Source organism: Bacillus swezeyi (assembly GCF_001969815.1).
Lineage (GTDB): Bacteria > Bacillota > Bacilli > Bacillales > Bacillaceae > Bacillus > Bacillus swezeyi.
Genome location: NZ_MRBK01000019.1, coordinates 42,731 through 69,472, shown reverse-complemented (window position 1 = coordinate 69,472; position 26,742 = coordinate 42,731). Strand labels below are relative to the sequence as shown.

General features: G+C 45.3%; 29 protein-coding genes and 1 pseudogene. 6 read left to right on the top strand and 24 right to left on the bottom strand.

Annotated elements, in window-relative coordinates; genetic code table 11:
* Positions 1-11 precede the first annotated feature (11 nt).
* The 3 genes from BTA30_RS15980 to BTA30_RS15970 all read left to right on the top strand — a co-directional run bounded on the left by BTA30_RS15980 (position 12) and on the right by BTA30_RS15970 (position 2,037).
* Positions 12-1,010: an inorganic phosphate transporter gene (locus tag BTA30_RS15980; RefSeq protein ID WP_076762299.1), complete on the top strand. Its 999-nt coding sequence runs from the start codon at positions 12-14 to the stop codon at positions 1,008-1,010.
* A gap of 106 nt (positions 1,011-1,116) precedes the next feature.
* Entirely contained in the window at positions 1,117-1,863 is a 747-nt protein-coding gene (locus BTA30_RS15975) for a type II toxin-antitoxin system SpoIISA family toxin (RefSeq protein ID WP_076762298.1), read from the top strand.
* On the top strand, positions 1,864-2,037 hold the full coding sequence (locus BTA30_RS15970; RefSeq protein WP_076762297.1) for a type II toxin-antitoxin system SpoIISB family antitoxin: 174 nt from the start codon (positions 1,864-1,866) through the stop codon (positions 2,035-2,037).
* Between the two features lie 578 nt (positions 2,038-2,615).
* Here the strand turns inward: BTA30_RS15970 and BTA30_RS15965 are convergent.
* Genes BTA30_RS15965 through BTA30_RS15940 form a run of 6 tightly spaced genes read right to left on the bottom strand, consistent with a single transcriptional unit; the run spans position 2,616 to position 8,639 of the window.
* Entirely contained in the window at positions 2,616-3,890 is a 1,275-nt protein-coding gene (locus BTA30_RS15965) for an MFS transporter (RefSeq protein WP_076762296.1), read from the bottom strand.
* Between the two features lie 52 nt (positions 3,891-3,942).
* A complete protein-coding gene (locus tag BTA30_RS15960) occupies positions 3,943-4,956 on the bottom strand; it encodes a zinc-binding alcohol dehydrogenase family protein (protein WP_076762295.1) in 1,014 nt (337 codons plus the stop codon).
* 21 nt (positions 4,957-4,977) lie between these two features.
* On the bottom strand, positions 4,978-5,826 hold the full coding sequence (locus tag BTA30_RS15955) for an SDR family oxidoreductase (RefSeq protein ID WP_076762367.1): 849 nt from the start codon (positions 5,824-5,826) through the stop codon (positions 4,978-4,980).
* Entirely contained in the window at positions 5,802-6,899 is a 1,098-nt protein-coding gene (uxuA, locus tag BTA30_RS15950) for a mannonate dehydratase (RefSeq protein ID WP_076762294.1), read from the bottom strand. Before uxuA ends, BTA30_RS15955 begins: the two co-directional genes overlap by 25 nt.
* Before the next feature lie 21 nt (positions 6,900-6,920).
* A complete protein-coding gene (locus BTA30_RS15945; RefSeq protein WP_076762293.1) occupies positions 6,921-7,937 on the bottom strand; it encodes a zinc-binding alcohol dehydrogenase family protein in 1,017 nt (338 codons plus the stop codon).
* A 24-nt stretch (positions 7,938-7,961) separates the two neighbouring features.
* Positions 7,962-8,639 (bottom strand): GntR family transcriptional regulator, encoded by a 678-nt coding sequence (locus BTA30_RS15940; RefSeq protein WP_076762292.1) that lies wholly within the window; start codon positions 8,637-8,639, stop codon positions 7,962-7,964.
* 442 nt (positions 8,640-9,081) lie between these two features.
* Here BTA30_RS15940 and BTA30_RS24150 point away from each other — a divergent pair.
* The 3 genes and pseudogenes from BTA30_RS24150 to BTA30_RS15925 all read left to right on the top strand — a co-directional run.
* A pseudogene (locus BTA30_RS24150) lies at positions 9,082-9,192 on the top strand (YolD-like family protein); the annotation flags it as partial.
* 232 nt (positions 9,193-9,424) lie between these two features.
* Positions 9,425-9,937, top strand: a complete 513-nt coding sequence (locus tag BTA30_RS15930) for a hypothetical protein (RefSeq protein WP_076762291.1) — start codon at positions 9,425-9,427, stop codon at positions 9,935-9,937.
* A 19-nt stretch (positions 9,938-9,956) separates the two neighbouring features.
* Complete coding sequence (locus BTA30_RS15925; RefSeq protein WP_076762290.1) at positions 9,957-10,151, top strand: hypothetical protein; 195 nt, start codon at positions 9,957-9,959, stop codon at positions 10,149-10,151.
* A gap of 35 nt (positions 10,152-10,186) precedes the next feature.
* Here the strand turns inward: BTA30_RS15925 and BTA30_RS15920 are convergent, their stop codons facing one another.
* The 18 genes from BTA30_RS15920 to BTA30_RS15840 form a co-directional block, all read right to left on the bottom strand.
* A complete protein-coding gene (locus BTA30_RS15920) occupies positions 10,187-11,245 on the bottom strand; it encodes a peptidoglycan recognition protein family protein (RefSeq protein ID WP_076762366.1) in 1,059 nt (352 codons plus the stop codon).
* A gap of 47 nt (positions 11,246-11,292) precedes the next feature.
* Positions 11,293-11,556, bottom strand: a complete 264-nt coding sequence (locus BTA30_RS15915; RefSeq protein WP_076762289.1) for a phage holin — start codon at positions 11,554-11,556, stop codon at positions 11,293-11,295.
* A 14-nt stretch (positions 11,557-11,570) separates the two neighbouring features.
* Positions 11,571-11,840 carry a hemolysin XhlA family protein gene (locus tag BTA30_RS15910; RefSeq protein ID WP_076762288.1) on the bottom strand — a complete coding sequence of 90 codons (270 nt, stop codon included), beginning with the start codon at positions 11,838-11,840 and terminating at the stop codon, positions 11,571-11,573.
* A 33-nt stretch (positions 11,841-11,873) separates the two neighbouring features.
* Complete coding sequence (locus tag BTA30_RS15905) at positions 11,874-13,052, bottom strand: XkdV family phage structural protein (RefSeq protein WP_076762287.1); 1,179 nt, start codon at positions 13,050-13,052, stop codon at positions 11,874-11,876.
* Between the two features lie 226 nt (positions 13,053-13,278).
* Positions 13,279-14,109, bottom strand: coding sequence for a glycerophosphodiester phosphodiesterase family protein (locus BTA30_RS15900; RefSeq protein ID WP_076762365.1), 831 nt, complete (start codon positions 14,107-14,109; stop codon positions 13,279-13,281).
* Between the two features lie 52 nt (positions 14,110-14,161).
* Entirely contained in the window at positions 14,162-15,172 is a 1,011-nt protein-coding gene (locus BTA30_RS15895; RefSeq protein WP_076762286.1) for an XkdV family phage structural protein, read from the bottom strand.
* A gap of 74 nt (positions 15,173-15,246) precedes the next feature.
* The gene (locus BTA30_RS23530) at positions 15,247-16,533 is read right to left on the bottom strand and encodes an XkdV family phage structural protein (RefSeq protein WP_076762285.1); all 1,287 of its coding nucleotides are present in this window, start codon (positions 16,531-16,533) and stop codon (positions 15,247-15,249) included.
* A 14-nt stretch (positions 16,534-16,547) separates the two neighbouring features.
* Complete coding sequence (locus BTA30_RS15885; RefSeq protein WP_076762284.1) at positions 16,548-16,934, bottom strand: phage tail-collar fiber domain-containing protein; 387 nt, start codon at positions 16,932-16,934, stop codon at positions 16,548-16,550.
* A 14-nt stretch (positions 16,935-16,948) separates the two neighbouring features.
* Positions 16,949-17,869 (bottom strand): YmfQ family protein, encoded by a 921-nt coding sequence (locus BTA30_RS24485; protein ID WP_076762283.1) that lies wholly within the window; start codon positions 17,867-17,869, stop codon positions 16,949-16,951.
* Positions 17,856-18,899 carry a baseplate J/gp47 family protein gene (locus BTA30_RS15875; RefSeq protein WP_076762282.1) on the bottom strand — a complete coding sequence of 348 codons (1,044 nt, stop codon included), beginning with the start codon at positions 18,897-18,899 and terminating at the stop codon, positions 17,856-17,858. The genes BTA30_RS24485 and BTA30_RS15875 overlap by 14 nt, the downstream gene beginning before the upstream one ends.
* Positions 18,892-19,317, bottom strand: coding sequence for a DUF2634 domain-containing protein (locus BTA30_RS15870; RefSeq protein WP_076762281.1), 426 nt, complete (start codon positions 19,315-19,317; stop codon positions 18,892-18,894). Before BTA30_RS15870 ends, BTA30_RS15875 begins: the two co-directional genes overlap by 8 nt.
* A 13-nt stretch (positions 19,318-19,330) precedes the next feature.
* A complete protein-coding gene (locus tag BTA30_RS15865; protein ID WP_076762280.1) occupies positions 19,331-19,639 on the bottom strand; it encodes a DUF2577 domain-containing protein in 309 nt (102 codons plus the stop codon).
* Positions 19,636-20,616, bottom strand: a complete 981-nt coding sequence (locus BTA30_RS15860) for an XkdQ/YqbQ family protein (protein WP_076762279.1) — start codon at positions 20,614-20,616, stop codon at positions 19,636-19,638. The genes BTA30_RS15865 and BTA30_RS15860 overlap by 4 nt, the downstream gene beginning before the upstream one ends.
* A 55-nt stretch (positions 20,617-20,671) precedes the next feature.
* On the bottom strand, positions 20,672-21,328 hold the full coding sequence (locus BTA30_RS15855; protein ID WP_076762278.1) for a LysM peptidoglycan-binding domain-containing protein: 657 nt from the start codon (positions 21,326-21,328) through the stop codon (positions 20,672-20,674).
* Positions 21,321-25,229: a transglycosylase SLT domain-containing protein gene (locus BTA30_RS15850; protein WP_412677616.1), complete on the bottom strand. Its 3,909-nt coding sequence runs from the start codon at positions 25,227-25,229 to the stop codon at positions 21,321-21,323. Before BTA30_RS15850 ends, BTA30_RS15855 begins: the two co-directional genes overlap by 8 nt.
* Before the next feature lie 11 nt (positions 25,230-25,240).
* Entirely contained in the window at positions 25,241-25,378 is a 138-nt protein-coding gene (locus BTA30_RS22785) for a hypothetical protein (protein WP_094777344.1), read from the bottom strand.
* A 41-nt stretch (positions 25,379-25,419) separates the two neighbouring features.
* Positions 25,420-25,869, bottom strand: a complete 450-nt coding sequence (locus tag BTA30_RS15845) for a phage tail assembly chaperone (RefSeq protein WP_076762276.1) — start codon at positions 25,867-25,869, stop codon at positions 25,420-25,422.
* 428 nt (positions 25,870-26,297) lie between these two features.
* Positions 26,298-26,741, bottom strand: a complete 444-nt coding sequence (locus BTA30_RS15840; RefSeq protein ID WP_076762275.1) for a phage tail tube protein — start codon at positions 26,739-26,741, stop codon at positions 26,298-26,300.
* Between the last annotated feature and the right edge of the window lies 1 nt (position 26,742).

The window sequence follows — 26,742 nt, the reverse complement described above, 5'->3', positions numbered from 1 at the left end:
GAGGGATTATAATGGACCTTTTATTTGTATTAACCATATTGATTGTCATCTTTGCTTTGGCATTTGACTTTATTAACGGATTCCACGATACAGCAAATGCGATCGCCACCTCGGTATCGACAAAAGCTTTAAAACCAAGGCATGCCATCATCATGGCCGCTGCCATGAACTTCGCCGGCGCCATGACCTTCACTGGCGTAGCGAAAACAATTACGAGCGACATCGCCGACCCTTTTAAATTAGAAAATGGTTCTGTTGTGATTTTAGCCGCCCTCATTGCGGGAATTACGTGGAACCTTTTGACCTGGTATTTCGGGATTCCGAGCAGCTCCTCCCATGCGATTATCGGAGCCATCGCGGGAACCGTTATCGCATCAGAAGGTTTCGGAGCGATTAAATACAGCGGATTTATCAAAATTATCGAAGCACTTATATTATCGCCGATTTTAGCGTTTGTTTTAGGTTATATCATCTACAGCATCATCAAAGTCATTTTTAAAAACAGCAATCTCGCCAAAACGAATAAGCGTTTCCGCCGGGTTCAAATCGCAACAGCAGCCATTCAGTCGTATACCCACGGGACGAACGACGCCCAAAAAGCGATGGGAATCATTACGATGGCTTTAATCGCGGGTAACTTGCACAGTACAACCGACATCCCGTTCTGGGTGCAATTCGCATGCGCCACGGCCATGGGGATCGGAACATCTGTCGGCGGCTGGAAGATCATTAAAACGGTCGGCGGAAAAATCATGAAAATCCGTCCTGTCAACGGTGTTTCCGCCGACTTGACAGGTGCTGCCATCATCTTCGGCGCAACGGTTGTTCACCTGCCAGTCAGCACGACACACGTTATTTCTTCATCGATTTTAGGTGTTGGCGCTTCCCACAGGGTGAAAGGCGTGAACTGGGGTACAGCAAAACGAATGATCATCACATGGGTCATTACCCTGCCCATTTCAGCAACCCTCGGCGCATTTGCCTATTTTATATTGGAATTATTTTTTTAATCAGCAGCTCCCGTTCGATTCCTGGACGGGAGTTTTCATGTTTCCGTCATTTCCGGCATAAAAATAAAGCAGGACAGCACTTATTTTCGGGAAGAGGGAGCAAGTTATGCTGCTATTTTATCAATTCTTCGTTTGGATCATCGTTCTGACCCTGGCTTTGTACGTTTTTGCCGTCTGGCGCTTTGAAAAGAAGCTGACAGAAAAAACGATTGCCATTCGGAAAACGTGGTACCTGCTTTATGTCATCGGAGCCGTCACATATTGGACGCAGCATCCTCAGTCCATTTTCACAGACCCGCTTCACTATCTGATCGTCGCCGTTTTTTTCACGCTGACTGATGCCTTTATTTTCTTAAACGCCTATTTCAAAAAACTTGGCAGCCATGAACTCGCAACAGATACAAGGATGCTTCTCGAAGAAAACAATGATCTTCTCCACACATATCAAAATAGGCTGAAAACGTTTCAATACCTATTGAAAAACGAGCCGATCCATATATATTATGGAAATATAGAAGCTTATGCCGAAGGTATTGAAGAGCTGATCAGCCGGTTTGGCGAAAAAATGAATATATCTGCTGCATTATGTGAATATAATGCAAAGCAGAGCAAAGATCATTTGCTTGAACACATGGAAAACCGTTTCGCTGTTCAGGAAAAGTTGGATCGAAAAGACGTATATTACGAAGAAAATGGAAAAATGGTCCTGATCCCATTTTCGATCCATGATTTTGACTATGTCATAAAATTAACCTCAGACGATCTAGTCACAGAATTCGATTATCTCCTGTTTACTTCTTTAACCAGCATCTATGATCTCCTGCTACCAAACGAAGAGGAAGGTGACGATTAAATGGAACCTGCTTTTCTGCAAGACCAAGAAAGCTCAAAGAAGCGCCTCTCATTTAAAGTGTTTAAAAAGCAATCTAACACAAGCATTGCAAAATATGAAGTCAGCCCCCATACCGAACGGATTTTCAAACAAAACGAACGGCTGATTGGCGAGTATAAAAGAAAAAAAGCGTGACTTTGAGGACGGGAAAAAACTCTCCCGTCCTTATTCCGTTTTCCCAGCTGATACATACAATAAACCAATCAATGCTGATAAGGTGATACTGTGAAAAAGCTCAAAAAACATGTGAAATATGTTGATTTCGCAAAATTCGGCCTGTCGAACTATACGGCCCTCCTCAGAAAAAGAAGCGAGAAAATGATTAAGGTGTTAAACAAGAGGAAAAAGAAGCAGTGAGCTGCCGGCCCGGTCGCCAATCCTTCTCAAGATGAGAAGGGCTCAAATTGTTGACAAAAACCTAAAACGGTTTAAAGTTTTAGGTTTTTGCCATCCTTTTCAGCGTGTCCCGAAACCCTTGCAGACTGGGAAAGACGAGCATCGGACTTTCACAGGACGTCCGCACAACTCCTTACTTTTAGATGTGATGAGGGCGATGTTCAGGCAGGACGCCTGAGCGATTTGCCGCCGTTCCTTACGTGAGCACCGACTCAGCAGGCCTGACAACGAATGCGATGGTTTGTCGACACGCTGAAGCCTTCTCAAGATGAGAAGCGTTTTTATATTGATATACTTGCCGTCCCCCCAGCGTGTCGTCATGATAAAAAGCGGCCCTGTTCATCACCTGTGACGGATTGCGGCAGCTTATCGGACTGAATCGGTTTTACAAAACATGCAACACAAAGGGAGCCTGCCACCGCCAGCCCTCCTGCAAGCAAAAATGCGCTTGTAAAGGAGCCGCTGTATTCTACGATGAATCCCGTGGCAGTCGGACCGATAATCCCTGACGTATTTGCCAGAAAATGCATGAATCCGCTGACGCCTCCGACCCGGTCTGGGTGAACGATATCCTGAATAATCGCCCAGTAGGTGATGCCTGTCAAATACAAAAAGAAAACCGATAAAGCGACTAATGCGACCGCTCCGAAAGCGGTGGCGACCATTCCGGCAAATCCTATACATACAGCCGCAGCCAAAAGACAAACGACAAGGACCGCTTTTCTTGAAAACATCTCCTTGCCTGTAATCCTGAAGATGTAATCAGAAATAAATCCCCCCAGTGCAAGACCGATAAATCCAACAACCCACGGAATGATCGTGGCAATGCTCATATCGTGTATACTCAATCCGCGGGCCGTCGTTAAATAGCTTGGAAACCACGTTAAGAAAAAAAACAGAATATAATTGTATGAGAAAAAAGCGAAAGCGGTAAAAAGGACCGTCGGCTGTTTTAAATAAAAAGACAGCGGTATATCAGCGGTTTTTTTCGAATGCTCTTCTTTCTCATGAGCGGCACCGTGGGATTGGTCGGGTCTTTCTTTCGAATACTTGATCCAAAACCAAACCCAAATCAGCCCGATCAGCATAATGAGAACAAAAGAAGCCTTCCAGCCCCAATGGATGGCGATCAGTCCGACGATCGGACCCGAAATCGCCCCGCCGAGCGGAGTGCCGCACATCGTCATTCCCAGCGCCCTTGCCCTTTCTTTTTTCGGGAACCAGTTGTTGACCGCCTTGCTTGTTGATGCTGAAAGAGGCCCCTCTCCCATACCAAAGATGACACGGATGATAAACAGTGAAACAAAATTGTACGTAAGTGCGATCGCTCCGCTGAACACCGACCAGACGACCATTGCCGCCGACAGCGTATTTTTTGCGCCGTATTTGTCTGATGCCCAGCCGCCAATGAAATTAAATATCGCATACCCGATGAAAAAGCTGCTGAACAGCATCCCCATTTGAGCGGGCCGGATGTTCAGATCTTCCTGAATGAACGGAGCAGCAACAGAAAGAGCCGAACGATCCAAATAATTAATCACCCCTGCCAAAAAGAGCATCACGATCACAAATCCCCGGCCGTTTGAAAACATGGGCAACCCCTCTTTCTATATTTTTGTAAGCGTTTACTTTTTTGGTGAAGCCTTACAAACCGATTAACACCTTCAACGGCTTTTCTTCTGAATCAAGCGCTGATTCAAACCCATCAACTACCGCACTGAACGGAATATGTTCAGTAATCAATTGTTTTGCATCGGCATCGCCTTCCTTAATGGCTTCCATGACCGTCTCAAAATCACTTTTTAATGCATTGCGGCTGAATAGAATGGCCAGTTCTCTCTTGTGGCATTCAGGGTCCGGTAACGTAAGGCGATCTTTAACAAGTCCGACATATATGATCCGCCCTCCGTGAGCAGTATACCGATAAGCCTGATTCATGGAAGCGGAATGTCCGGTCGCGTCGAAAACCGCTCCAGGAAAGTCCCCTTCCGTTATTTGTTTGATCTCATCAGCTGCTTTTTCCCCAGCGATGACCGTTTCATCGACAGCCGCCCACATCCGGCTGAATGCAAGACGCTCCTCTCGGACATCCATTGCAATCACCATTGCCCCCTTCAATTTCGCGAATTTCATCACGCTGAGTCCGATGGGCCCCGCTCCAATCACGAGCACCGGCTCCCCTTTTTTAATATCCGCCCTGCTGACAGCATGAGCGCCGATGCTTAAACACTCAACGACAGCCGCTTCACTGTATGTCAAATCCTCTGTCTTGATCAAGTGGTCTGCCGGGATTGTGATATACTCCTGCATGCCTCCGTCTGTATGAACGCCCAGCACTTTCAGGTTCACACAGCAATTGGGCCGGCCGATCCGGCAGGCGGCACACTCTCCGCATTCCAAATAAGGAATGACTGCAGCCGGATCGCCCGTCTTCAAAAGTTCGCGGGGATCATCAATACTGACAATCTCTCCCGCCAGTTCATGTCCGAGCACCCTTGGATATGAAAAAAATGGCTGTCTGCCGCAATAAGCGTGAAAGTCCGTGCCGCAAATCCCGATGCGCTTCACCTTAAGGAGCGCTTCTCCCCGTTTCGGTTCAGGTGCTTCTACTTCCGTCATTTTAAATCGGTAAGGCTTTTCACACACAATTTGCTTCATCCGTATGCCCCCTTACATGATTCAAACTCCTGAGTATGCCATAAATCCTCCATCTACAGGCACAGTAATGCCTGTGACAAACTCGGACATGTTCTCATCCGCCAGCCAAAGCAGAGTTCCCAATAAATCTTCCGGTCTTCCAAACCGTTTCATCGGAGTGTGAGAGATGATTTTCTCCGCTCTTTGTGTCCATCCTCCGTTTTGATCAAGAAGAAGCCGTTGGTTTTGATTCGTCAAGAAAAAGCCGGGTGCAATCGCATTGACGCGGATCCCCGTTTCAGCCATGTAAACGGCGAGCCATTTTGTGAAATTTTCGATGCCCGCTTTCGCGGCGCTGTATGCAGGCACTTTTGTCATTGGGGTTTGTGCGCTCATTGAAGAGATGTTGATCACTGAAGCCCCCTTTTTGTTCAGCATCTGTTTCGTAAATATTTGGGTTGGTATGAAAGATCCGAGAAAATTTATATTCAGCACAGATCCGACATCATCGCTGTTAAGATGAAAAAATGTGGTTTCGCTTTCATTTGCGAGGTGGTCAGGATGCAGGGTTTCATTCGATGTCGTGCCATTTGGATGGTTGCCGCCGGCTCCGTTGATCAAAAGATCGCAGCCGCCAAGAAGACGCGTGACCACGTCATTCGCCCGTTCAACACTTGTTCGATCCAGTACATCGCACTCGACTGCAATCGCCGATCCTCCGGCCTTTCGTATATCTTCAGCTACAAGTTCTCCATTTTTAACGTTCCGGTTTAAGACGGCCACTTTCATGCCCTGACGTCCGAGTTCCCTCGCCATTGCCCCGCAGAGCACGCCGCTGCCGCCTGTGATGACCGCCGTTTTTCCAGCTAAATGTTCATGGATTTCAAGCATGGTGAAGCCCCCCGTTTTTCTCTTTCAAGTGAATCCCAAATGCCCCATAAATACATGATTCCCAGCGCCCTGTCATACAGGCCGTACCCTGGTCTGCATTTTTCATCCCATATGTGGCGCCCATGATCTGGGCGTACATAACCTGAAAATCCTGTTTCATGATACGCTTTGACAATTCCGCAAATATCAACGGAGCCATCTGCCATTCTGTGTGACGTTTCGATAAAATCCCGATTTTCATAGACTTTGATATTTCGTATGTGGGCGAACGGAATCCGTTCTGCATACGCTTTGATCATGCCTGTGATATCATTTTTAGGATTGGCGCCCAATGAGCCGCTGCAAAGAGTGATGCCGTTGGAAGGATGATCTACGAGACGAAGCAGGCGCCCGATGTTTTCGCCCGAGGTGATCATGCGCGGGAGTCCGAAAACCGGCCATGGCGGATCATCCGGATGGATCGCCATTTTGATCCCGCAGCGTGCGGCGGTTGGAATGATCTGCTCCAGAAAATATTGAAGATTGCTCCACAAGTCTTCTTCTGTCACGTTTTGATACGCTTCAAAAAGCCTTGTCAGATGCTCCAGCCTTTCAGGTTCCCAGCCGGGCATTGTATACTCAAGGTTGTTGGCGATTTGATCGACAAGCTCAAAAGGATTGATATGATGCACTTTTGCATGCTCATAAAACAAAGCGGTCGAACCATCTGCAGCTTCTTTATATAAATCCGTGCGAAGCCAGTCAAATACCGGCATAAAATTATAGCAGATCACTTTCACACCGGCTTTGCCCAAGTTTTCAATCGTTCGTTTGTATCTTTCAATATAAAGATCTCTCGTCGGCAGCCCCAGTTTAATATCCTCGTGAATGTTAACGCTTTCAACCACCTCAATGTGAAACCCGTTTCGCTCGCAAACCTGTTTGACTTCCATGATATCTTCCAGCGGCCATTCTTCACCGGCAGGAAGATGATGAAGCGCCCAAACAATGCCTTCAACGCCCGGTATTTGCTTAATCTGCTCAAGGGTGACGGTGTCATTTCCTTCTCCGTACCATCTGAAAACCATTTTCATCATGGCATCCTCCAGTCCAATTTAATAGGATAATATGATTTTAGTTACCTGTTCTGGACAGTTTTTCGCCTTTTTCAGCGCCTCTTCTATTTCCATAAACGGCATAATTTCAGTGACGAAAGATTGTGCCAGCTGTGGATTTTCATTTAAAAATTCAATGACGCGGGGAAACTGATTAACGCTGTGCTTTGTTCCATGAATCTCAATATCTTTTTTTGTCAAAAGAAGCCCGGGGATCGTCACATCCTCCCCTGTCAAGCCGACGATGACAATCCGCCCCCCTGGTGCTGCGATACGGACCGATTGTTCAATCGTCGCGGGGATGCCCGCCGCTTCGAAAACAATTCCGGCACCTTCCCCGTTTGTCAGTTTGGAGATGGTTTTTTCTGCATGTTCCTCAACAGGATGGATGACGGAATCTGCGCCGAACATTCTCGCAAGCTCCAGCCTTTCCCGTACGGGATCAACGGCGATCACATCAGCTTGAAACCGCTTTTTAACCTGAGCCAAAATCGTTAATCCGATCGGCCCCATTCCCAATATGACAATCGTTTCGCCATGTTGTATGCTTGCGCGCTTTATCGCTTGAGCGCCGATTGCAAATGGCTCGCATAATGCGCCTGTCACAAAGTCCATATGGTCGGGAATGGGATGGACATGCGTTTCCGGAACGGCTAAAAAGTCCGCGAACCCTCCTCTCCGCACCGATCCGATCATATCAATATTTACACAGGCATTCGTCTTCCCTTTCCTGCAAGGATAACAGCTCCCGCACGAAATGGCCGGTTCAATGACGACGCGTTCTCCCAGCGATCTTTTCTTTACCCCTGCACCCGTTTTTTCGATAATGCCTGACAGCTCGTGTCCAAAGATCTGCGGATAACGTCCATAAGGATTTGAACCGTCATAAAAATGGACATCACTCCCGCAAATGCCGGCGGCCTTTACTCTGACGAGGACTTCATGAGCATCGGGCTCAGGACAGGGGATATCTTGAAAATTGATTGAAAAAGGTTTTGTCATCACCGCAGCTTTCACATCACCACTCCTTTTTAAAAGCGCTTACTTTTTAAAGTAGCCGGGAAATTCCTTAATCAGTATTTCCTTATCAACGATCACGAGTTTTAAATGCTCCTCGGCGATCCTGCGGGCTTCTGTCGGCTGTTTTGACTTGATGGCTTCCGCTATGGCGGCATGCTGCTGATAAATCGTATTCCAGTTGAAGTCGGCAGCAAGCCTTAGAAAACGGATTCTCCGAAATGGAACATTCATTTGCTGAATCACCGACCAAATATTAGATTTTCGGCAGCCCTCGAAAATCGTTGTGTGAAATGCTTCATCCAAATCAAATAAGCTTTCGTAATTTTTTTGTTCAATCGACATTTCCTGCATCTTCAAATTTCGCTCCAGTTCAAACATCGCCTCATCTGAGAATTCTTCACATGCCAGTTCGGCTACGGCCTTTTCGAGATTTTCCCTCATAAACCTCGCTTCCTCCACCAAGTTAAGGTCGATTAAAGATACACGAGTCCCTTTTTGCGGATAGATTTCGAGCAGCCCCTCTTTTGATAGCTGCAAAAAAGCCTCTCTGACCGGCGTTCGGCTGACTTCATACCGTTCTGAAATCTCCTTTTCCGATATGTGCGTCCCCGGAACGAGCCGAAACTTCATGATGTCTTCCATAAGGAAATAGTAAATCTGGTCTCTGACAGATCGTAAGTTTGATTGTTTAACATTCATGTTTAGGCCCCCTTATCTGACATACTACCATACAAGAGTGGTAGTATGGTAATTGTTTTTTGAAAATTTGAAATAAAAAAAGAGAGACACGAGCCCTTTCACAGCTTCCTGTCCATTTTGCATTCGGCCGTTGATCCCGTTCAAAAGTGGGAATCGTTCGACAGCGCCCGCATTTGGGAAAAAGCTTCTTAAATCCGCCGCACGGCTGGCCGACGGCTTAGAAGGCCCGTTGACCCTTAGAGACACTATGGGCCATCACTTAACCAAAAACCCGTCGTATCAAGGCTCTTTGCTCTTTTTTGCTGTCTGTAGGAACTAAATATACCTAATTGGGAGTGAATCCGCTCCCCGCTCGCTCCCAATTTGTATTCATCTGCTTGAAAATAGGACATTCGCTTCCATATAAGAAGATAAGATCGGGGAATTAATTAAATGGACAGCTATGATGCTGCCGGAGCATGTCAGCTTGCTTCGAGAGTTAGAAAGCAACCGCAACAGAGTGAAAAGGCCGGTGCTTGACATAGCCCAAACAGAAGACATGGAAATGATCATACACCTATAAACAATTGTATAGAGTTTTTGCATAAAAAAATGCTCCCCCCATTAAAAAAGAGAGGATTTTTAGTCTATATGTCACTTTCAAGCTTATAAGAACACAACTAAAGAAGTTCCTGTGCTCAAAATCACCGGTCCCTTATTACCATTTTTATTATAACTGTGGAAAATTATGTTATGTGGTGGTATGCTCTAATTGCTTCACAATTGAAGGGAAGGAGAATCGTATAATGAACAGTGTAGGCGGGAGTTTTAAGGCCTGGTTCGTGATTGTTTTGGGGTTGAGTTTAACATTAGGCTTTGCATCAATTTTTGGCACTCCGCAAGCTCAAGCTGCACAGGTAAATAGTGATTATCAAGATAAAAAAGCAGCTGAACAGTTGGCATTAGCTTTTTATGAAGCATCTACCTTTGACAAAGATACAAATAAGTACAGTTTTGATGTTGAAAAGGCTACTGCATCAGGAATTACATTGGCTGATGCTGTCCAAATGAAAAACTATTTAGAATCTTTGTCACCAGAACAAGCCAAGGAGACTCATGATCAACAAATAAGCGCAATTAAAGAAATGAAAAACAATCTAACAGTTTTACCTATTATTGCGTGGGCTCTTAAAATTCTAGCCGGTGCTGGGTTAGCTTGGTTAGGTAAAAAACTTTTAGATATGGGTTCATATGAGTTCTGTAAAAGATGGGGAAATTACAACGGAACTACAAAGTATATTTGTAAATTTATAGGATAACATCTAGGAGTGATCTACAGTGAAAGAATGGTTTATTTATGTGTTTATTGCGACATTGATTTCAATGTTCATTCAAACAGGATTAGATAAAGTTGGATTGCTGAATCTAAACAATATGTGGGCTGATTTCATAAGTTGGCTCGTTATTTTCTTTGTTGTCTATGTTTTAATCGATTTGGCTGGAAGGGCTTTGATTGGGTCCAAAAATAGTTAACCCCCCTCATTAATAGAGAGGGGTTTCTTATTCCTTCAATTCAATAATGCTTCAAGTTTCGCCCGCGTATCCGGTCCGTAAATCCCATCAGCAGACAGCCCATTCATTAGCTGGAATCGTCGGACGGCATCCGCTGTGTCTGGGCCGTAATAGCCATCAATCCCGTGATTCTTGGCATTCCTGTTCGGGTAGAAATGAAGAGCAGCCAGCGCCTCCTGGATCTGCCGGACGGCTGTTCCTTTCATCATCGGACTTTTCACTTTATAGATGTCGGACGGCAGCTTGTAAGATGATTTTTTCTTTTTCGCCTCAATAGCCTGCAATGCTTTTTCTGTTGCCGGTCCGTAAATTCCGTCAACCGCAATTCCGGCTTTCTTTTGAAGAGATTTGACAGCTTGTACGGTTTCATTTCCGTAAGAGCCGTCAGCCCCGTACTTCGGCAGCGAAAAGCCTGCGGCAATCAGGCGTTTTTGTAGCGCCTTTACTTTTGAGCCTGACGAACCTTTTTTCAGGATAGTTCCGGTCGATTTGCTCGGCTGGCTCGTGGATGCCGTTGTTTTAGAGATTGTTTTATTACCAAGCAGGCTGTCAACTTTTTTCCTGAAGGCCGTCAGCTGGCTTGAATCGCTTACCCACGGTGCAGGACAGTTTTTGTTTGTCACATCGTAATGACGGACGATTTTGTCAGTTGACAGCCCGTAGCGCTTGCACAAATCGGCGACCAATTCAGCAGCATTTTGAAGGGTTTCGCTGTGAATCTTGCCGTTTTTTTCAACACACAATTCAACGCCGATAGCCTTCGTGTTGGCATTCGGCTTTAGAAAGCTGACATAGCAGCGATTTCTGTCATGTGCATGGTATGCGACTTCATTTTCAGGAATAATCTGCTGTGCCTCTTTCCGGTCCACAAAGTAATGAGCAGACGCATATCGTTTATCAGCAATACAAGTGCCGTTAAAATAATTCCGTTCATTCAGCGCCGGTGCACCCGGTGTTGCCGTCCAATGCATCACAATCCCTTTTACGCCTGACAACTTAAGACCGGGCCGGGTGTATTGATTGATTTTTACAAAGTTCTTTACTACCTTAACCAACCTCATCATCCCTTTCTTTTTAATAAAAAAGCCACCCTTAGGCAGCATCATTTCGTTAAGCCTTTTTGCTGTAAAACGTCTTTTTGTTGCTTGCCTTTCTCCGTGACATAGTTGTTTTTAAACCAGGCGATAAGCGATGTGACGATCGTAAAAGCCGCAGATCCCGCCATATACAGAGCGTCCGCCAATGTATTGATCTGATCTTCGCTGATCGGCAAAACCGATTTCCCGCACATCATCAACGTCTGGTTTACCAATGCAATAAAAAGAAGCACCGTCCGTACGACTGTGCCTTTGTCCACATTCTTCATCTGATTTTCCTCCCTTATTTTTGCAGCAGGCTATAAAAAACAGCGATCGCTCCGCCGATGAGGCCGGTGCTGACCGCTGTGATGATGGCGCCTGTGATGCTGCGCTTGATCCAAGTTGTGTTTTCTTCAATCTTATTCAGCTTGTCATTGATCGACATGATTTGCTGATCGTGGCGTTCAGACGTTCTTTCAAGTGTGCTGACGCGCTTTTCAAGCGTTTTTTGATCTGATTTAATTTCTGTCATTTCTTTTTGAAAAATGTCCATTTCATTTGTTTGCGGCATCTACATCCTCCCTCCTTTCAATATCTCGCGTATTTAGCGCGGAATCACTTCATCTAAACCATAGGATGTTATGTGATCAAGGTTATCTGCAATTTGACCTTCAAGTCTCATATTTCCGTCTGTTTCTATATAAAGCTTTGTCATACCTGTTGTACCAAAAATCGGAACGATCCTGCTGCGAAATTTAGACGGTCTATACGCCGGCGGAAGAGTTCCAAAAACAACACCTCTTTTTGTAATGATTTCGCCCTCTAATAAAAGAAGCCCGCCCATTAAAGCACAACGCACTTTTCGATCGCCGTGGGACGCTCCGTTTTTAAGCGGAACATCAGTCCATGAAGGTTCCAGATCATCTGCTGTTACGATTCGTTTCCATCCCTTGAAGATTCCATTCGTATGAACAGTTCCATGCCATAAAGTATTATCATAGCTTCGCCATGCGTAAATGGTTTTTCGGCCTGCATCCGTCTCAATAACATCATAATTGAACCATGAACTATCATTGGGTACTGGATTATTTTGAACAACGTGCCCCGCCGCAAAATAAAATCCGGTTGGCAATGTTAAAATATCTGTTCCATTGGCAAGCTTGGCCCTTGATCCATTATCAGTCGTCACCTTGTATAATTGTGCGTTGCTCCATTTTTTACGTTCTTCACCAGTGATGTGAAAAACCGCATTGTTCGCGTGAGCATCGACTTTTAATTGTGCCCCTGAGACAGATTCAAGCTCCTCCCATTCCGACCAGTTCCCTCCGGAAATGGCTTTTCGGTATGTTTTATTAGCATGATCAAATGCGATAGCTTGGCCGTAGCTGCCTGTATGATCACATGTCCAGATGCCTCTTACAGCTGTGTCGGGTCCATTTTGCGCACCCGCTGCTGCTGTAAAGTGAATCAGCCCTGTATACTGAGGAAGAACAACATGAAAATCGTCTGCTTCACCAATAAAGACTTTTCCTTGTCCATCCTCATTGGTAATATTAAAAATTTGACTGCCATTCCACTTCATTCGCTCATTTACTGTAATGTGCATTGTATTGTCTTTAAGGTGTGCATTGAAATCCATTTTGGTTGCTGTATTTTGTTCTACCTCTTCAGCACGCTTTGCAATCAGTTCATCATTTTCATTCAGCTGATCCACAACTTTATTAAAAATATCGGCATGAGCGCGGTCTGTTGTTTCAAAGCGTCTCGTTTTTTTGATTTCCAACCTGTTTTCGCCTCCTAAATCAAGTAGGATGTCTTTTGCTGTAAATTGATCAGCTTCGCTCTCGGACTCTGCTTTCGAATTCTCAATTCTTTCTGAGCGTTCAGCATCTCTGCTCAGATGAGACCGGTGTCGGCATAAGCAGCAATGGCTCTTGATCCAAGTCGGGTGTTCTTATTTGCTGAAAATCCCGCCCTTCTGCTTTATAGAGACATAATAAAAAACCCGTCTATATAGACGAGTTCATTTGTTTTCTCGTGTAGGCTGGATCATTGGTAAATAATCCATCGACCTTTAATTGAAGCATTTTTTCAGTCAGTTTTTTCTCACTATCCGCATCAAAAAACACATGAATCTGAAGACTTTCCTTGTGAATCTTACGAACAATCGCTCCATTGACTAATTTGCCGTTTGATCCGACAGAAGAAGCATATGTTTTGATTTTTTTTAACGTATCAGTGTTTAAGTGCCTTACTTCATCATCGTGCAGAAGGCGGGTAAGCGGAATATCGTTGTTGATGGAATGGACTTTCTTTAGGCTTTTATCACTAAAAGATTGCACAACAGCTTTGTCTCCAGAAATTAAATCATATTTATTGAGTATATCAACCAACTGTTTCTCCATGACCAATCGCCCGTTATCATCTTCCCTCGTTTCAATATAATACTTTGTTGACTGGCCAAATTTACTGAGGATCTCTTCAAGGGTCAGTATTTTTTGTCCTTTTCCTGCATCGAGTTTTTTTAATTGAGACAATGTTAACTTTTGCACTTTTCCTTTTCCGTTCGTTGTTCTTTCAACATCTTTATCATGTATAGCGACTAATTTGCCGTCTTTCGTTTGTCTCAAATCAATTTCGATGAAATCAGCACGGTCTTTGATTGCGTGCTCATAAGATGAAAGTGTGTGCTCTGGCTCAATAGCAGAAGCTCCCCGATGTGCAATCATTAAAGGATCGTAGCTGTTTACCCGGGCTGCTTTTATCGATATCTCTGCCTCCGAACAGCCGCTTACCAAAATAAATAGCCCTATTATAAGGATGTAGATAATCTTTTTCATCATAAGGACAAAAATATCATACTTTTCCATTAACGGCAATGTTAAACGGTTTTTAAACAGCTTTAAAACTAAAGCCCAAACTGATATATTCATTTGGATTAACCGTATTTGAGCAATTTTCGATGATGACCCTTCCATTAATATCAACGAGTAAACGGTGATGTTGGGGAGCGCCTGACATCCCTATTTGAGAAGCTACGCCGACAAACTGAAAAGACCGTGATGGACGATATCCGACAGGAAGCTCAAATGCAGGTATTTCAAAGCCGACCTTTCCTTTAGCAATAGCACCTTCGACAAAAACAGTTCCTGTCGCGTCCTTCATGTATCGCACTTTATTTGAATCTGTATAATTGACCCAATCATTTTGAAGCACTGGATAGAGCCATGATGTCTTTGTTAAATCAGCCTTCAGGTTATCGGTATATTTTTTAGCATCACTTAAAACCTTATCCGCCTTTGCCTGGCTGCTCGATTTTGATTCAATAGGGAACCAATTAATTGCGGTATGAACTGTGTTGTAATAAAACCACCAGGCATTTCCTAATGTATCAACAGCATATCCCATGCCTATCCCTTTTTGGCCGACCAGCTGCATCCCCCGAAGGCTACCATTTGTCGGAGTATCTTCCACGGCATTCGTACCGTAAAAAGTTACGGTTCCTACATGTTTTAAAGCCGAGAAGAATGAACCGGATGTCAGATTTATTTTGTGTATTCCCGAATCGGAAGTTATTTTAAATAATTGGGCACCATTCCATTTATTTCGTTCAAGATCTGTAATATGACGGATGACATCTTGGTCGTGCGAATCAAACTCTGTTTTGGCCGCTTGCTTAATATTGTCTACATTACCGAGCCCGATCTGATCCTTCGTGACTCCGTGCGGGTTGTCTTTATTTCCCGCATGCTTGTCAAGATATGTTTGCGCATTCTGTTCCGCTTCATCGGCCCTTTTTGCAATTTGTTCGTCATTTTCGTTCAGCCGCTCGATCACTTCATTAAAAATATCGGCATGAGCGCGGTCTGTTGTTTCAAAAGGCCTGGGCTTTATTAGATCCATTGTTTCACTCCTTCATTCATAGCCTCCATCCGAGCCGCTAAAACAATTTCTGAAACTGAAGCATATTTCTCCTATCAAGTTAAGTAATTTAATCCGCTGATTTCTTTGATATCCAGATAATTATATTGAGGATATTTATCAGAAACGGCTCTTTGCTTTGTCCCGTCATAACCGACATACATGCAAATTTCAACATAATCGCCTTTTTTCATCGGAACAACGGCCGATCCATTTACATTAACAAAAAATTCATTTACTTCTCTTGCGGTCCCGCCTCCTACGCTTTCTCTATAATGATCGATGGGTTTGAAAAGGGAGCCGTTTTTATAGACAAACAGATGGAAATTAAAATACGTTTCCCAGTTTTCCAAAAACAAACCTGTACTGACATAATAAACTCCGTCATTGGGGGCTGTATACCGACTTAAAGACGTATCGAAGGCATCATGGCTGTCAATAACCTTTTTATTGAATTTTATTTTCGGGGTCGTTTGTTTATCAAGCTCCTGTTTGCCTGACATGGTTAAGCTGGCATACGCAAACCCTGATATCTTCTCCCACTTCGTCCAGCCTGAAGTAGTATACCAATGGCGAATCCATGTTCCAGTTAGATTTGAACCTGTTGTTTGATTACCAGTTCCATAAAAATATTGAGTAAATCGAACGGCAGATAACTTTTCATTTTTTATAAGTCCATAACCTAACGGGTATCCTGTTTGATTGTTATCAAATATACCCATGAAAGTGATCCCCGTTGGATAGTCTTCTCCACTCAATGTGGCATCTTGAATTGCATCAGAACCAGTCAAAACAGTCAATTTTTCATTGTTAAAATTTGTGTCGGCGTAAGTTTTAGCATCAGACAACGCTTTATCTGCTTTCAACTGAGAACCTGAGTTTGTTTCAGATTTGCGCCAGCCTTTCCATATACCCGCGTTAATGGTATTTGTAAAAATCGTTCCGGTGGTGTCCGCCGCAATCACAAACCCATATCCATCAGAACCGGAATTTAAAAATGTTCCCCGGACATAGCCGGCAGAGCCAGGCGGCCGGTTTGAAGCGGCTATACTGATTGCAAACGTATGAAAACCCGTCCCTAAACCAAAAAGCTGTGCTAGCGCATCTCCACTTGTAATATGCAGCTTCTCAACCCCTGTATCATCGGTAATCTTTACGAGCTGGGCAAGTTCATTCAATTGTTTGATACCTTGATCCGTATATTCCTTCGCACTCTTTTCCGCTGCTTCAGCACGCGTTCGAATCAGTTCATCGTTCTCATTCAGCTGATCAATCACTTCATTAAACAAATCGGCATGGGCGCGGTCTGTCGTTTCAAAGCGTCTCGGTTTTTGAATGTCCACTTGTTAAATCCCCCTTAATAAATGTCGTCGATTTCAAAGACGAATTCGATGTCGCCGTCTTTATGTTTGTCTGTCATGGTCCTGACCGCGGTGAATTTTCCGTTTTCATCGACAAGGGCGAGTTCGTTGATGATCTCCCCGGCCAGCTCGCTTTCTTCCAATGTGCATGTATAGCGGACTTTCGCCGGTTCCATGAAGACGAATCCGTCGATGTCTTTTTGAAGAAGTTCGTTTTTCAGCGCCTGCTCTGTGCCCTGTAATGAAATCGGTTCGCCTGTATCGTTTGTTCCTCCGTTTCCGAAAGCCATTTTGACGATTTTGGTGAGTGTACCTCCTTCCGCCCGTGCTTTTGCCATTTGCTGTCTTGCATAAAGCGTTGTCACCGTTAATTGTTCTGCCATGTTCATGTCTCCTTTTATAATGCGATTTTTTGCGCTGACGCTGCCAGCTGTTTTGTCCCGTCAAGGAAATATGCGCCGTTAAGCGTCCACCATTTTTCTTTCATTTCAAGTGAACCCGTTTGTTTGATATCGTGCTGGCATTTGAAGCTGATGTTGAGCGACTGGACCTTCTCGTTTTGATTGCTGATGCCGGATCTAAGACTGGATTTTGCTTTTTGTCTCGTTCGATTTTCTGTGCTTGCCCTCATCATAAGGTGTGAAGCAGACCAAATGTTTTGCTGCTTTTTGTGGCGCAGTGTCAGCTGATGCCTGAATCTGCGCGGCAAACCGTCAATCTCGCGGAAGCCGTTCAAATAAAATGAATCATCAAGCGGATACTGGCCGTCTAAATAGACCGGAATCGTCCCGAAAAAACCGTTTTTGCTTCTTAATACAAGCCTGTTTTGATAGCTTTTCGGAGCCTGAAACCTATAATGAAACCCGCCCCGAAACGTGTAAGCTAAATGGGCGGGCTTCATATGGTTGACGGTCTGGATGATGGAAGGAATATACTGCAGATCTTCTCCGTTTACATTCAGCAAAAAATGATACCGCCCTGCGGTCAGTCTGACTTCTGCGGACGGCTGTTTTAAAAAAGCATTGACTGCGCGTTCGATCGAGCGGTAGGTAATCGGCGGAATGTTGGACATTTTAGTCAATAATCGCGCTCGTCGAATATCAACGCCATCCGAAGCTTCTCGCCTGACATCCAAAATCGTTTCCCACCGCTCCAGTCCCCAAGTGGCTGTTGTGACAAAGAGCTGGTCTGTCATGTCAAAAATCTGTTCATTCTGCTTTTCAAACTCAGGGGCTTCAGTATTTAAAATCTCATCGATCTCCCGGATTTCCGCTAAATAGGGAGGCAGGTCGAAAGTCATTTCGTCAATCTTGCTCAATGATGGTCACCTGCCCCAGCTTTGGAATTTCCGTCTCTGTCAACTGCAGATTTTTCACTTCGCCGTTAATAGCCACTTCAGAATAGTCGCTGACAGAGGATGATTCATATATCATGTTGTTGATTTGCGACAGCCGGATGACGCTTTCTTTAAAGGCAATTTCTTTAAACAAAAGAGTGATCTTTTCTTCAATTTCCTGTTTGGCGTCAGCGATCGTCCGGCCTGTTGCAGGAATGATTTTCGCCGAGATTTGAATGTCTTTCCATACTGCGCTTTCAACCGTCGCATATGCGCCGATCGGCGCCATCCCTTCTCCTTTTCCAGGTTCAGGGTCGATATATTGCTTGACTCTTTCGATTAAAACTTGTGATGCAGGCTCCATTTTGGCATTTGTAATGACGATTTTCACGGTTCCTTCGCCATTCCAGAGCGGAAAAATTTTTGCTTTGCCGACACCTTCCACTTCTTCCGCCCACTGTTTGTAATGGAGCTGATTCGCGCTGACTGCTTCCCGGCGGACCCGCACCAGATACCTTTCATACAGAGACTCGTCCGATTCTTCATCCCGACCTGGGATCTCGAGATTCCCCATGACCGCTTTTTCAAGTCCGGGGATGGTGTCGAGCGGGAGCAAAGTTTGACCTGTGAGGTTTGCGTTCCCGCTTGTCCCCGCAGTTTCACATTCCAGTTTTCCGTTCTCCTGCATCGTAAAGTACAAGTCTTCTAGAAAAAAACGGGTTCCGGCGGGAATGAACACACCTTCTGTAAACTCGCCGGACCAGATCGCTTTTGATGCCTGGTAGCGCTCTAAGCCGGCTTCAGCAGCCCTTCTGTCCAAATATTCGCCTTCAGCCGTATCCGCGTAAACCAAATTCAGCACTTGGTCAAGCCAAATATAAGAAACGGCCAGCTCAGCCGCCGCCGGGGCAAGGGCATTCCAGATCACGCTGTTTTCACGCTTGTCAATATCAGCTGAAACCCGGTCAAGCATCCGTTCCATAATCTCTTCAAATGTCTGATTTTCAAACATCTTCCCCTATCACCTCCTCTATTTCCAATGTCCCTTCATCTGTTTCCACTGTAAATGACACATGGAAAGCATCCCCATGACGTTCAATCTCAAAATCGCTTACTGCAGCGATCCGCTCATCATAGATGAGGGCTTCTTCAATCAACCTCGGAATCTCCATTTCTTTATAAGCATCTGTTGTCTCATTGTCTGAAAGTACTTCCTGAAGCTCATTCCCTATATTATGGCTGTAGACGGCATAGGCATAACGCTCAGTTCTCAGCGCCATGTAAACCATTTGTTCAATTGCCTCAAGTCCTGAAATGATTTCACCTGTAAGCCGGCCGGTTTCAAAATCAATTTTGTACGTTTTTGAGGTTTCGATTACTTCACTGTCATCCTCGATATCTTCGAAAGGTATTTCTGGTGAAAGAGCCAAACCAAGCCACCTCCTATATCCTGTCGATCACAAAAAAAGATTGTCCACCCGGCATGGCGGCAATCATCACGTGGTCGCCTGCATGTAATTGATTGTAAAAGCGTATCGTTTTCTCTTCCCCGTCAATCCGGATCAGTTCTGTATGTTCAGTTAAATGCCGGGCCACCACCAATAAGTCGGACGGGATCACCAATTTTTCATGATCGCGCAGTTTAAGCTTGAGCGGGGCGGCAGAAACAACTTCCGCGGGCATAACATCAACAGGTGCTTCGGCATTTACAGCTCCCAGAGCCAGTTCTTTTATCGCATCGCTAAATCTCATGATGATGCTCCTTTAGGTAAAGTGTTTTTCGCTACAACATCAATCGTCATCATATGCTTCGTTCCGATAAAGTCATGTTTATCTTTATCAACCCAGTAAGTCTCTTTGACACCGGCCTCCGGAATCGAAATATAAACCGGCAGACCGCTTTGGATTTCAGGAATGCCGATGGCCTGTATGCTTTTCAGCTCTTTTTTGACACCTTTCTTTTCGGCTTGCAGCCGCTTTGCCCGGTCGCGCAATTGAGCCTGGTTAATATCGTCTGAAACCGTTTCTGTATATTGAAGAACGCCGAATTTTTTTATGCCCGCGCTGTCTCTCTCAGATGCAGTATAGGTTTTGTTATCCTTCTGTTTTCTCAATTTAACCCGGGTTGCCGTTTCTTCGATTGATGTGCTGTAACCGTAATCCGTAATGTTTACGCCGGTTTCCAAAACCCAAATCTCCGCTGGGGATGGCCATGCTCTTAAACAGAGCCTGCCTTTTTCTGAATACAGCTGATAATTTTTCCCCGTTTGTTTTTGTGTTTCCTTTAGTGCCTTTAAGATGATGTCATATAGGCTCGTATTGTCCTTGAATACAAGCGATTTGATCGTGTGACCCGTTCTAGCGATCGCGCCTTTTGGAATCTGAAAGTCGCTTGCAATCCGCTTGACAATCTCATCGGCCGTTTTGTTCGAAAAGACATAAACATCCTGGTTTTTCACCAAGTACTGAAGCATGTCATACGCTTTAAACGACAGTGTAAATTCTTTCGGCACCCTGCTGAACACGATGCCGCGAAACAGCTCTTTTCCTTTCCATTTGAACAGAACGGTATCTCCTTCCTGTACGGTGTAGTACTTATGGTTCCCTTGCTTGATCACAATCTGAGCCTCGATCGAGCGCGGAGCCTGAAATCTTTGGCCTTCCAATGAGACGCTTTCTGCGACAAGCTCATACCGTTCGGTTTCTTTTATGACAAATAGTTCGATCATCATTATCCCCTGCTTTGATTTAACGAAGAAGCACCGGACATGCCGGTGCCACATTCTACGGTATTTTCAGCTTCTGTCCCGGAAAAATCCAATGTCCCGGCTGCTTAATGTTGCGCTTGCTGCGTTTTATCATCGCTTGTTTATTGGCATTCCAAATTTTTCGCCACTCCTGGCTGTTTCCGTAAAAGCGCCCTGCAATGTGCCAGAGCGTATCTCCTTTTTTGACGGTGTATACTTTAGGAGCAGACTTGGACGGCCGTTTCTTTTTTGTCTTCTTTTTCTGTTTGATCTTTCGCGGCGAAGCTGTTATATATTCTTTTAATGAGATATCAAAATCGCGGTCGCCGATATCCTTTTCTCCCTCGTGATGGGAAAAGCTTTCGATGCTGCATGTGAAATTCACCTTCGTCCCGGTCACGAGAAATCGAATCGGCTTTTTTGCTTTCATCCATTTTTCAATTTTAAGAATCGCGTTTTCCGGCGAAGGAAACCCTTTGTATTCGGCGAGTGAAGAATATTTTTTTGGAAAATGGGACGAAAACGAAATCGTCTTGGCGCCCGGTTCATTAATAAAGGTGACCTCGCCGAATTTCGCCACTTTTACCGACTCGTTACCAAGATTATCGCTGACCACAAGCTGCTCCGGAAGAACGGGGAGGCGCAGCTTTTCCTTGCCTTGTGTCAGCCAAAATTCGTACACGGATTTAGTCATAAGCTACGCTTCCTTTCGTTCCGATATGGATGTCTCGCTCAAGCTCTTCGACAAGGGCCCGCTTCATTTTGGCAATCAATGACTCATGATCCTGATCATTGTGGTAGTGATTGTCTCCTGTTATATAAATATTGACTTCTTTGGCTCCTTTTGCAGCCGTTTGCTGCGTGCGGGTTGCACCTGCAGTGGCTGCCGCCGCTTGACCGCTTGGTATAGAGCCGGACGGCTCGGAAGCCGGATTATGAACTTCCATTCCCAACGCTCCTGCAGCCCGTTGCAGCAAGTATTTGCCGCGAATGCCGCGCTCTTCTGGAATGATCCATTCGCGCTTGCCGCCTTCACCGATCCTAGCGATTTGCTCGCTTGTAATTAAGCCGCCGTTGGCATAGCCTTTATAAGCCCCGCCTCTTGCCATGCTTTTGATACCTGGAGTATTGAAAGGCGACCCGTATCTCGATTTGATGTAGTTGATGGCAGCTACCGCATTATGAATCGGATTGAAAATATCGTTCATTCCTTTTTCTTTGTATGCGTTGAACGTTTGGCCGATCGTCTGCATCAAACCTCTGCTCGGGTCCCCCCGCTTGGCATTGATGTCCCAGCCGTTGTAGGCACGCGGGTTCCCCCCTGATTCTTTTTGGGCAATGACAGAAAGCGGATCTAGCCAAGACAGCGGTGATCCTGTCGCCATTAACGCCTGCTTTATCCAGGACTTCACATTTCCGCCGACTGCACCGATGCCTGAGAAAGCGGCTGCCAGTGATCCGGCTTGTTTTTCAGCAAAACTTTTGACATCGACAGAGCTTAAGCCTTTGACGATACCGACTGAGGCAAAACGTCCGAGGCTCATCATAACCCGGGATGGAGAATGGATATCAAGTTCTTCACGGAACGCTTTTTCTACTTTTTTGGCCAGGTCTTTCGCAGCCTGGGACACTTCACTGCTTTTCTCATTCATGCCGGAAATAAAATGCCCGATCATTCCGGAACCCCATCCCGAAGCAGACTGTCTAGAATCCAGGAACGGTTTATTGATGTTTTTTTCTACGTATTGTGTCGTCCCCGTCGGTGTCGTATTTTGCCCTGAAGCAAAGTTTTTGACAGTATTCACTCCCCATGAGGATGAGGTTTTCACCGTTGTTTGGTAAGGCGCATTTACTTTTGACTGGAGAAAGCCGTTCGTACCCGTCACAGACGCATTTTGCCCTGAAGCAAACCCGGCGACTGTCTGTTTGCCGTAATTAGACGATTCTGCCGTAAGACTGCTAAACGGTTTGCCAATATTTTTTTGCTTCCATTCATCAAGTGAAACAGCACTTGAGCCGATGCCTGTGTCAAATCCGTCGGTAAATTCCCGGCCGAGAGACGCTGCCTGATTCGCCATATTCACGGTGCTCACGGCAGGCGAAACAGAAGCTGAATAGGAAGACACGCTTGAAACAGTTGGAGCAGTTCCGCCATCTGCCGCTGCGGCACCCATGTCGTCAACAACGTGCATGCCAAGCTTTGTCGCCGCCTGGGCAAGCAGCATTTTTCCCCGTCCGCGATTGTTTTCCGTCGGGATGACAAATTCGTTCCCAGCTTCACCGATCCAGGAGATGGTTGGTTTTGTGATGTAGCCGCCTGTGGCGTTTTTATCGGCTTCTTCGTTGTTCCCTGTCATGAAGTTGATGACGGCATCGATACCGCCGCCGACCTTTTCCCAAATTTTTCCTACCCAGCCGAACGCTGCTTCAAAACCATCGCTGATCAGACTTGCAATCTTTACAATCGGCTTTTGAATGTTTTTCTCAAACCAGCCGGCTACACCTTCCCAAATGTCCGTCACCGTTTTTTTGGCAGCTTCGAATTTATCTCCGATGGCTTCCTTTACTCCTGAGAACGTACTTTGTATCGGGTTCCAGACCGTATTCATAAACCATGAAGATACCGCGCCCCATACTCCTTTAATCATGTTCCAAGTCGTTTGAAAACGATTCCAGATTCCTGTCGCTACTTCTATCACTTTTGAGACCACCGGATTCCATACGTTTTCCGCAAACCAGCCGGCCACTGTCATAAAGGTTTCCTGGATCATCGTCCAGGCTGTCACAAGCTGGTTCCAGATTCCTGTCGCTACCGCTATCACATTTGTGATAATCGGATTCCAGACATTTTCTGTAAACCAGCCGGCCACTGTCATAAAAGTCTCCTGAATCATCGTCCAGGCTGTCACAAGCTGGTTCCAGATTCCTGTCGCTACCGCTATCACATTTGTGATGATCGGATTCCAGACATTTTCTGTAAACCAGCCAGCCACTGTCATAAAAGTCTCCTGAATCATCGTCCAGGCTGTTACAAGCTGGTTCCAGATTCCTGTCGCTACACCGATAACTGTTGTGAAAAGCGGGTTCCAGACGTTTTCCGTAAACCAGCCCGCAACCGTCATAAACGTTTCCTGAATCATCGTCCAGGCTGTTACAAGCTGATTCCAGATGCCCGTCGCTACTTCTGCCACACTTCCGGCGATCGGGTTCCAGACGTTTTCCATAAACCAGCCTGAAACCGTTGACCATGTGGCTTGAATCGCTGACATGGCCTCTCCCGACTTTTCTTGTATTGTCTTCCACGCTTTTCCGACGCCGCCGTTGTCATCAAACATCTTACCGAAATATTCGCCGATGCTTGAACCGCCAAGGCTTCCGACCATGCCGCCGATAGCGCCCCCAATTGCCGTCCCGCCTACAGGAAGAATTGCAGTTCCGATGGCTGCTCCCGCTGCTGCACCGGCTAAACCGCCTCCAATCCCTCCGCCTGCTGAACCGATTTTTTCGCCTGCATTCTTGCTGTTCATGTCGAGCAGCTCAGTAGCTGATAAAACAGCCCCTGCATAAGGGAGTGCTTTCCCCCCTATTTTCCCCAACTTGCCAATGCCTCTCCTAAACCTGCCGCCGGACCTTGCTTGTCCATTCGTCGGACTTCTTTCACTTCCAGGTCTGTTGCTTGTTGCGGGTTCATTTGTCGGGCTTCTTTCACTTCCGCGTCTGCCTGCGGCGGGTTCATTGATTGGGGAACCTCCCCCCTCACAACAGCAACCGTTTCCGCCGCCTTCATTGCCTTTTAAAAATTTACCGAGGATGGCATCAAATGATTTATCCCATACCTTTTCCGGAAGACCCTCGACCCATTTTACAAATTTGTCTTTTCCCGCCTGAAAAAATTTCGTCCATATTGCATCCGATGAAGACTCTTTTTTATCTTTTTCTTCCCCTTCTGAAGAAGTAATTTTTACGTCAATGGCCCGCTTCGCCTCAATTTTATCAAGCTTATTCTGGAGAGCCATGATTTTACCTGTTGCCAGATCATTGACGGTTAGGGTCGCTTCGAATTCTTTTGCCAAATGGCTGTCGATATAAGAAGAAATTCGGCTGGCTGTTTTTGTTACTTTATCGATCACATTGAGCGTTGCCGTATATCCTCTTTCAAATACGCCCTTCATGTAACCGGCTATTTTTTGAACGGCTGGGGTGACCCCGTCTTGAATGGCTGCGGTTATGGAGTAGTCTGCAGAAGACAGCTTTGACAGCATGTTTCTGATTTTTTCGATGCCGGCTGTCGCCTGATCGGTGACTGTGACCGAAAATTGATAGTTATCGGGCAGTTTTGTTTTAAGCTGATCTGAAATTCTTTGAATGGTCTGGCTGGCCATATCTACAGCTGAAATCTGAAGCTGCCATGATTGCAAGTTTTTTTGTAATGAAAGATGGAATTTTTTTAATAGATTCTCTGCTTTTTTGGAATTGACTTTAATGGTTAGCGGACGCTCAAACTTCTTCCGCCTTTTTTCCAAGTCCTTAAATCCTTTTTGAATCCTCCGCAGCTTCTTCGACACCCGGTCTTCCAGCTCAAACCGCGCAGTCAGTTTTGCCATGATTATGTACCTCCTTTCCTTGCTTCTTTTTCCAAGATGTCTAGCTTATAGCTGATTAAGCCGTACAATAGAGCTTTAAAAGGCTTTGGCGCTTCATAGAGCTCCTGAAGCTGGGATGGAGAATAATGAAGTTCATGCATCGCAAAATATAGATACACCGCTTCTTTATTCCCATCCTTGATTAGTTTTTTGCTTCTTCTTCCAGATCTTCAAGGTCGTCTTCAAAGCCGTTGATTTCAATCGCCTTGTTGAGCCAGTTGGCATATTCTCCGCCGACGGAAAGGACGCGTTTGGCCACTTCGACCGGATCAGCTGTTTTATAAGCTTCTCTTAATTCTTTTGAACGGAAATCGGGATAGATGGTGGATTCGATCGCGATTCTGGCATAGAAGCGCTGGGTGTCGAGGTCTTTGACGCGGCCTCTGCCTTTAATGTTTTTATACGTCGTATTTTCTTTTTCCAGCTCATCGATGCGCTCTGTTGTAATCGGTTTAAACACAAATGGAATGACATTGCCTTTTTTATCGGCGAAGCGCTTTGAAATCGGGACTTTGATTTCTTCGGCTTCAACGGTTTGGCCAGGCATAAAAAAGGATAGATCATATACTTTTTGTTCTTGTTTTTCGCTCATAATTGTTTGTCCTCCCAAAATTCGTTTTTCGGATTCGTATTTTTCAAAAATAAAAAACACCCCCGGCTTAGCGAGAGTGCATGGTATAATATTCCTTGTACAACTGAATTGGCTCACTCAAGGGGCGGTCTGGCTCACTCCTTTAAAAAGGGGGTGAGGCCTTTTGACGACATTTGAAGCGCTGATGCTGACATTTACATTTACCAGCTTAATCGTTGCCATGCTGTCATTCAACAAAAAGAAATAGACCAACCCTTGAGCCTCACAAACCAGGGATTGGTCTATTTCTATGAACAATCTGAGCCAGCCCGCTATGGGCTTCGTTGTACACGGCTTCAGGTGTTACCAGCACCTGAAGCCCGTTTTTATTTTACGAAGAATATACCTTTTTTATAACATAGATAGAGAATATTGACAACCGACAGCCATTAAAACGTATCCTTCAGCTTTTCAGGTACATCAAAATCTTCAAATGTGAATGGCACTTCTTCTTCAAGCGCCTCTGAATCAACGTCAAGTCCGGCGATTTTGGCGGAGTCGAAGTTGACGTCATACAGGGTGACGCGCTCTGTTCCGCGGCCTGATGATTGATCTTCAAGAACGGCCTGGAGAGTAAAGTACGGATCTTCGCCTTTTTTCACATAATTCATCATCAGCGTGACAAATTGAGAGGTGACTTTATAAAATGTTGCCGTTCCAGTACCGTTTGCACCTGTTGTTTTGTGGCCCGTCATGCGCCGTCCCATAATATTGACTTCAGCCTTATTTTTTTCTACATTCGCTTCAAATGTTTTGATATGGGCCATCTCCTGTCCATCAAGAAACAGACGGCCTTCTTTTCCTGAAATCGTATTTTGCGCTTTTAAAGCCATA

Coding starts and splice junctions, on each gene's coding strand:
- BTA30_RS15980 (WP_076762299.1), top strand. CDS start 12: ATGGACCTTTTATTTGTATTAACCATATTGATTGTCATCTTTGCTTTG.
- BTA30_RS15975 (WP_076762298.1), top strand. CDS start 1,117: ATGCTGCTATTTTATCAATTCTTCGTTTGGATCATCGTTCTGACCCTG.
- BTA30_RS15970 (WP_076762297.1), top strand. CDS start 1,864: ATGGAACCTGCTTTTCTGCAAGACCAAGAAAGCTCAAAGAAGCGCCTC.
- BTA30_RS15965 (WP_076762296.1), bottom strand. CDS start 3,890: ATGTTTTCAAACGGCCGGGGATTTGTGATCGTGATGCTCTTTTTGGCA.
- BTA30_RS15960 (WP_076762295.1), bottom strand. CDS start 4,956: ATGAAGCAAATTGTGTGTGAAAAGCCTTACCGATTTAAAATGACGGAA.
- BTA30_RS15955 (WP_076762367.1), bottom strand. CDS start 5,826: ATGCTTGAAATCCATGAACATTTAGCTGGAAAAACGGCGGTCATCACA.
- uxuA (WP_076762294.1), bottom strand. CDS start 6,899: ATGAAAATGGTTTTCAGATGGTACGGAGAAGGAAATGACACCGTCACC.
- BTA30_RS15940 (WP_076762292.1), bottom strand. CDS start 8,639: ATGAATGTTAAACAATCAAACTTACGATCTGTCAGAGACCAGATTTAC.
- BTA30_RS15930 (WP_076762291.1), top strand. CDS start 9,425: ATGAACAGTGTAGGCGGGAGTTTTAAGGCCTGGTTCGTGATTGTTTTG.
- BTA30_RS15915 (WP_076762289.1), bottom strand. CDS start 11,556: ATGAAGAATGTGGACAAAGGCACAGTCGTACGGACGGTGCTTCTTTTT.
- BTA30_RS15910 (WP_076762288.1), bottom strand. CDS start 11,840: ATGCCGCAAACAAATGAAATGGACATTTTTCAAAAAGAAATGACAGAA.
- BTA30_RS15900 (WP_076762365.1), bottom strand. CDS start 14,109: ATGAAAAAGATTATCTACATCCTTATAATAGGGCTATTTATTTTGGTA.
- BTA30_RS15895 (WP_076762286.1), bottom strand. CDS start 15,172: ATGGATCTAATAAAGCCCAGGCCTTTTGAAACAACAGACCGCGCTCAT.
- BTA30_RS15885 (WP_076762284.1), bottom strand. CDS start 16,934: ATGGCAGAACAATTAACGGTGACAACGCTTTATGCAAGACAGCAAATG.
- BTA30_RS15875 (WP_076762282.1), bottom strand. CDS start 18,899: ATGTTTGAAAATCAGACATTTGAAGAGATTATGGAACGGATGCTTGAC.
- BTA30_RS15865 (WP_076762280.1), bottom strand. CDS start 19,639: ATGAGATTTAGCGATGCGATAAAAGAACTGGCTCTGGGAGCTGTAAAT.
- BTA30_RS15860 (WP_076762279.1), bottom strand. CDS start 20,616: ATGATCGAACTATTTGTCATAAAAGAAACCGAACGGTATGAGCTTGTC.
- BTA30_RS15855 (WP_076762278.1), bottom strand. CDS start 21,328: ATGACTAAATCCGTGTACGAATTTTGGCTGACACAAGGCAAGGAAAAG.
- BTA30_RS22785 (WP_094777344.1), bottom strand. CDS start 25,378: ATGCATGAACTTCATTATTCTCCATCCCAGCTTCAGGAGCTCTATGAA.
- BTA30_RS15845 (WP_076762276.1), bottom strand. CDS start 25,869: ATGAGCGAAAAACAAGAACAAAAAGTATATGATCTATCCTTTTTTATG.
- BTA30_RS15840 (WP_076762275.1), bottom strand. CDS start 26,741: ATGGCTTTAAAAGCGCAAAATACGATTTCAGGAAAAGAAGGCCGTCTG.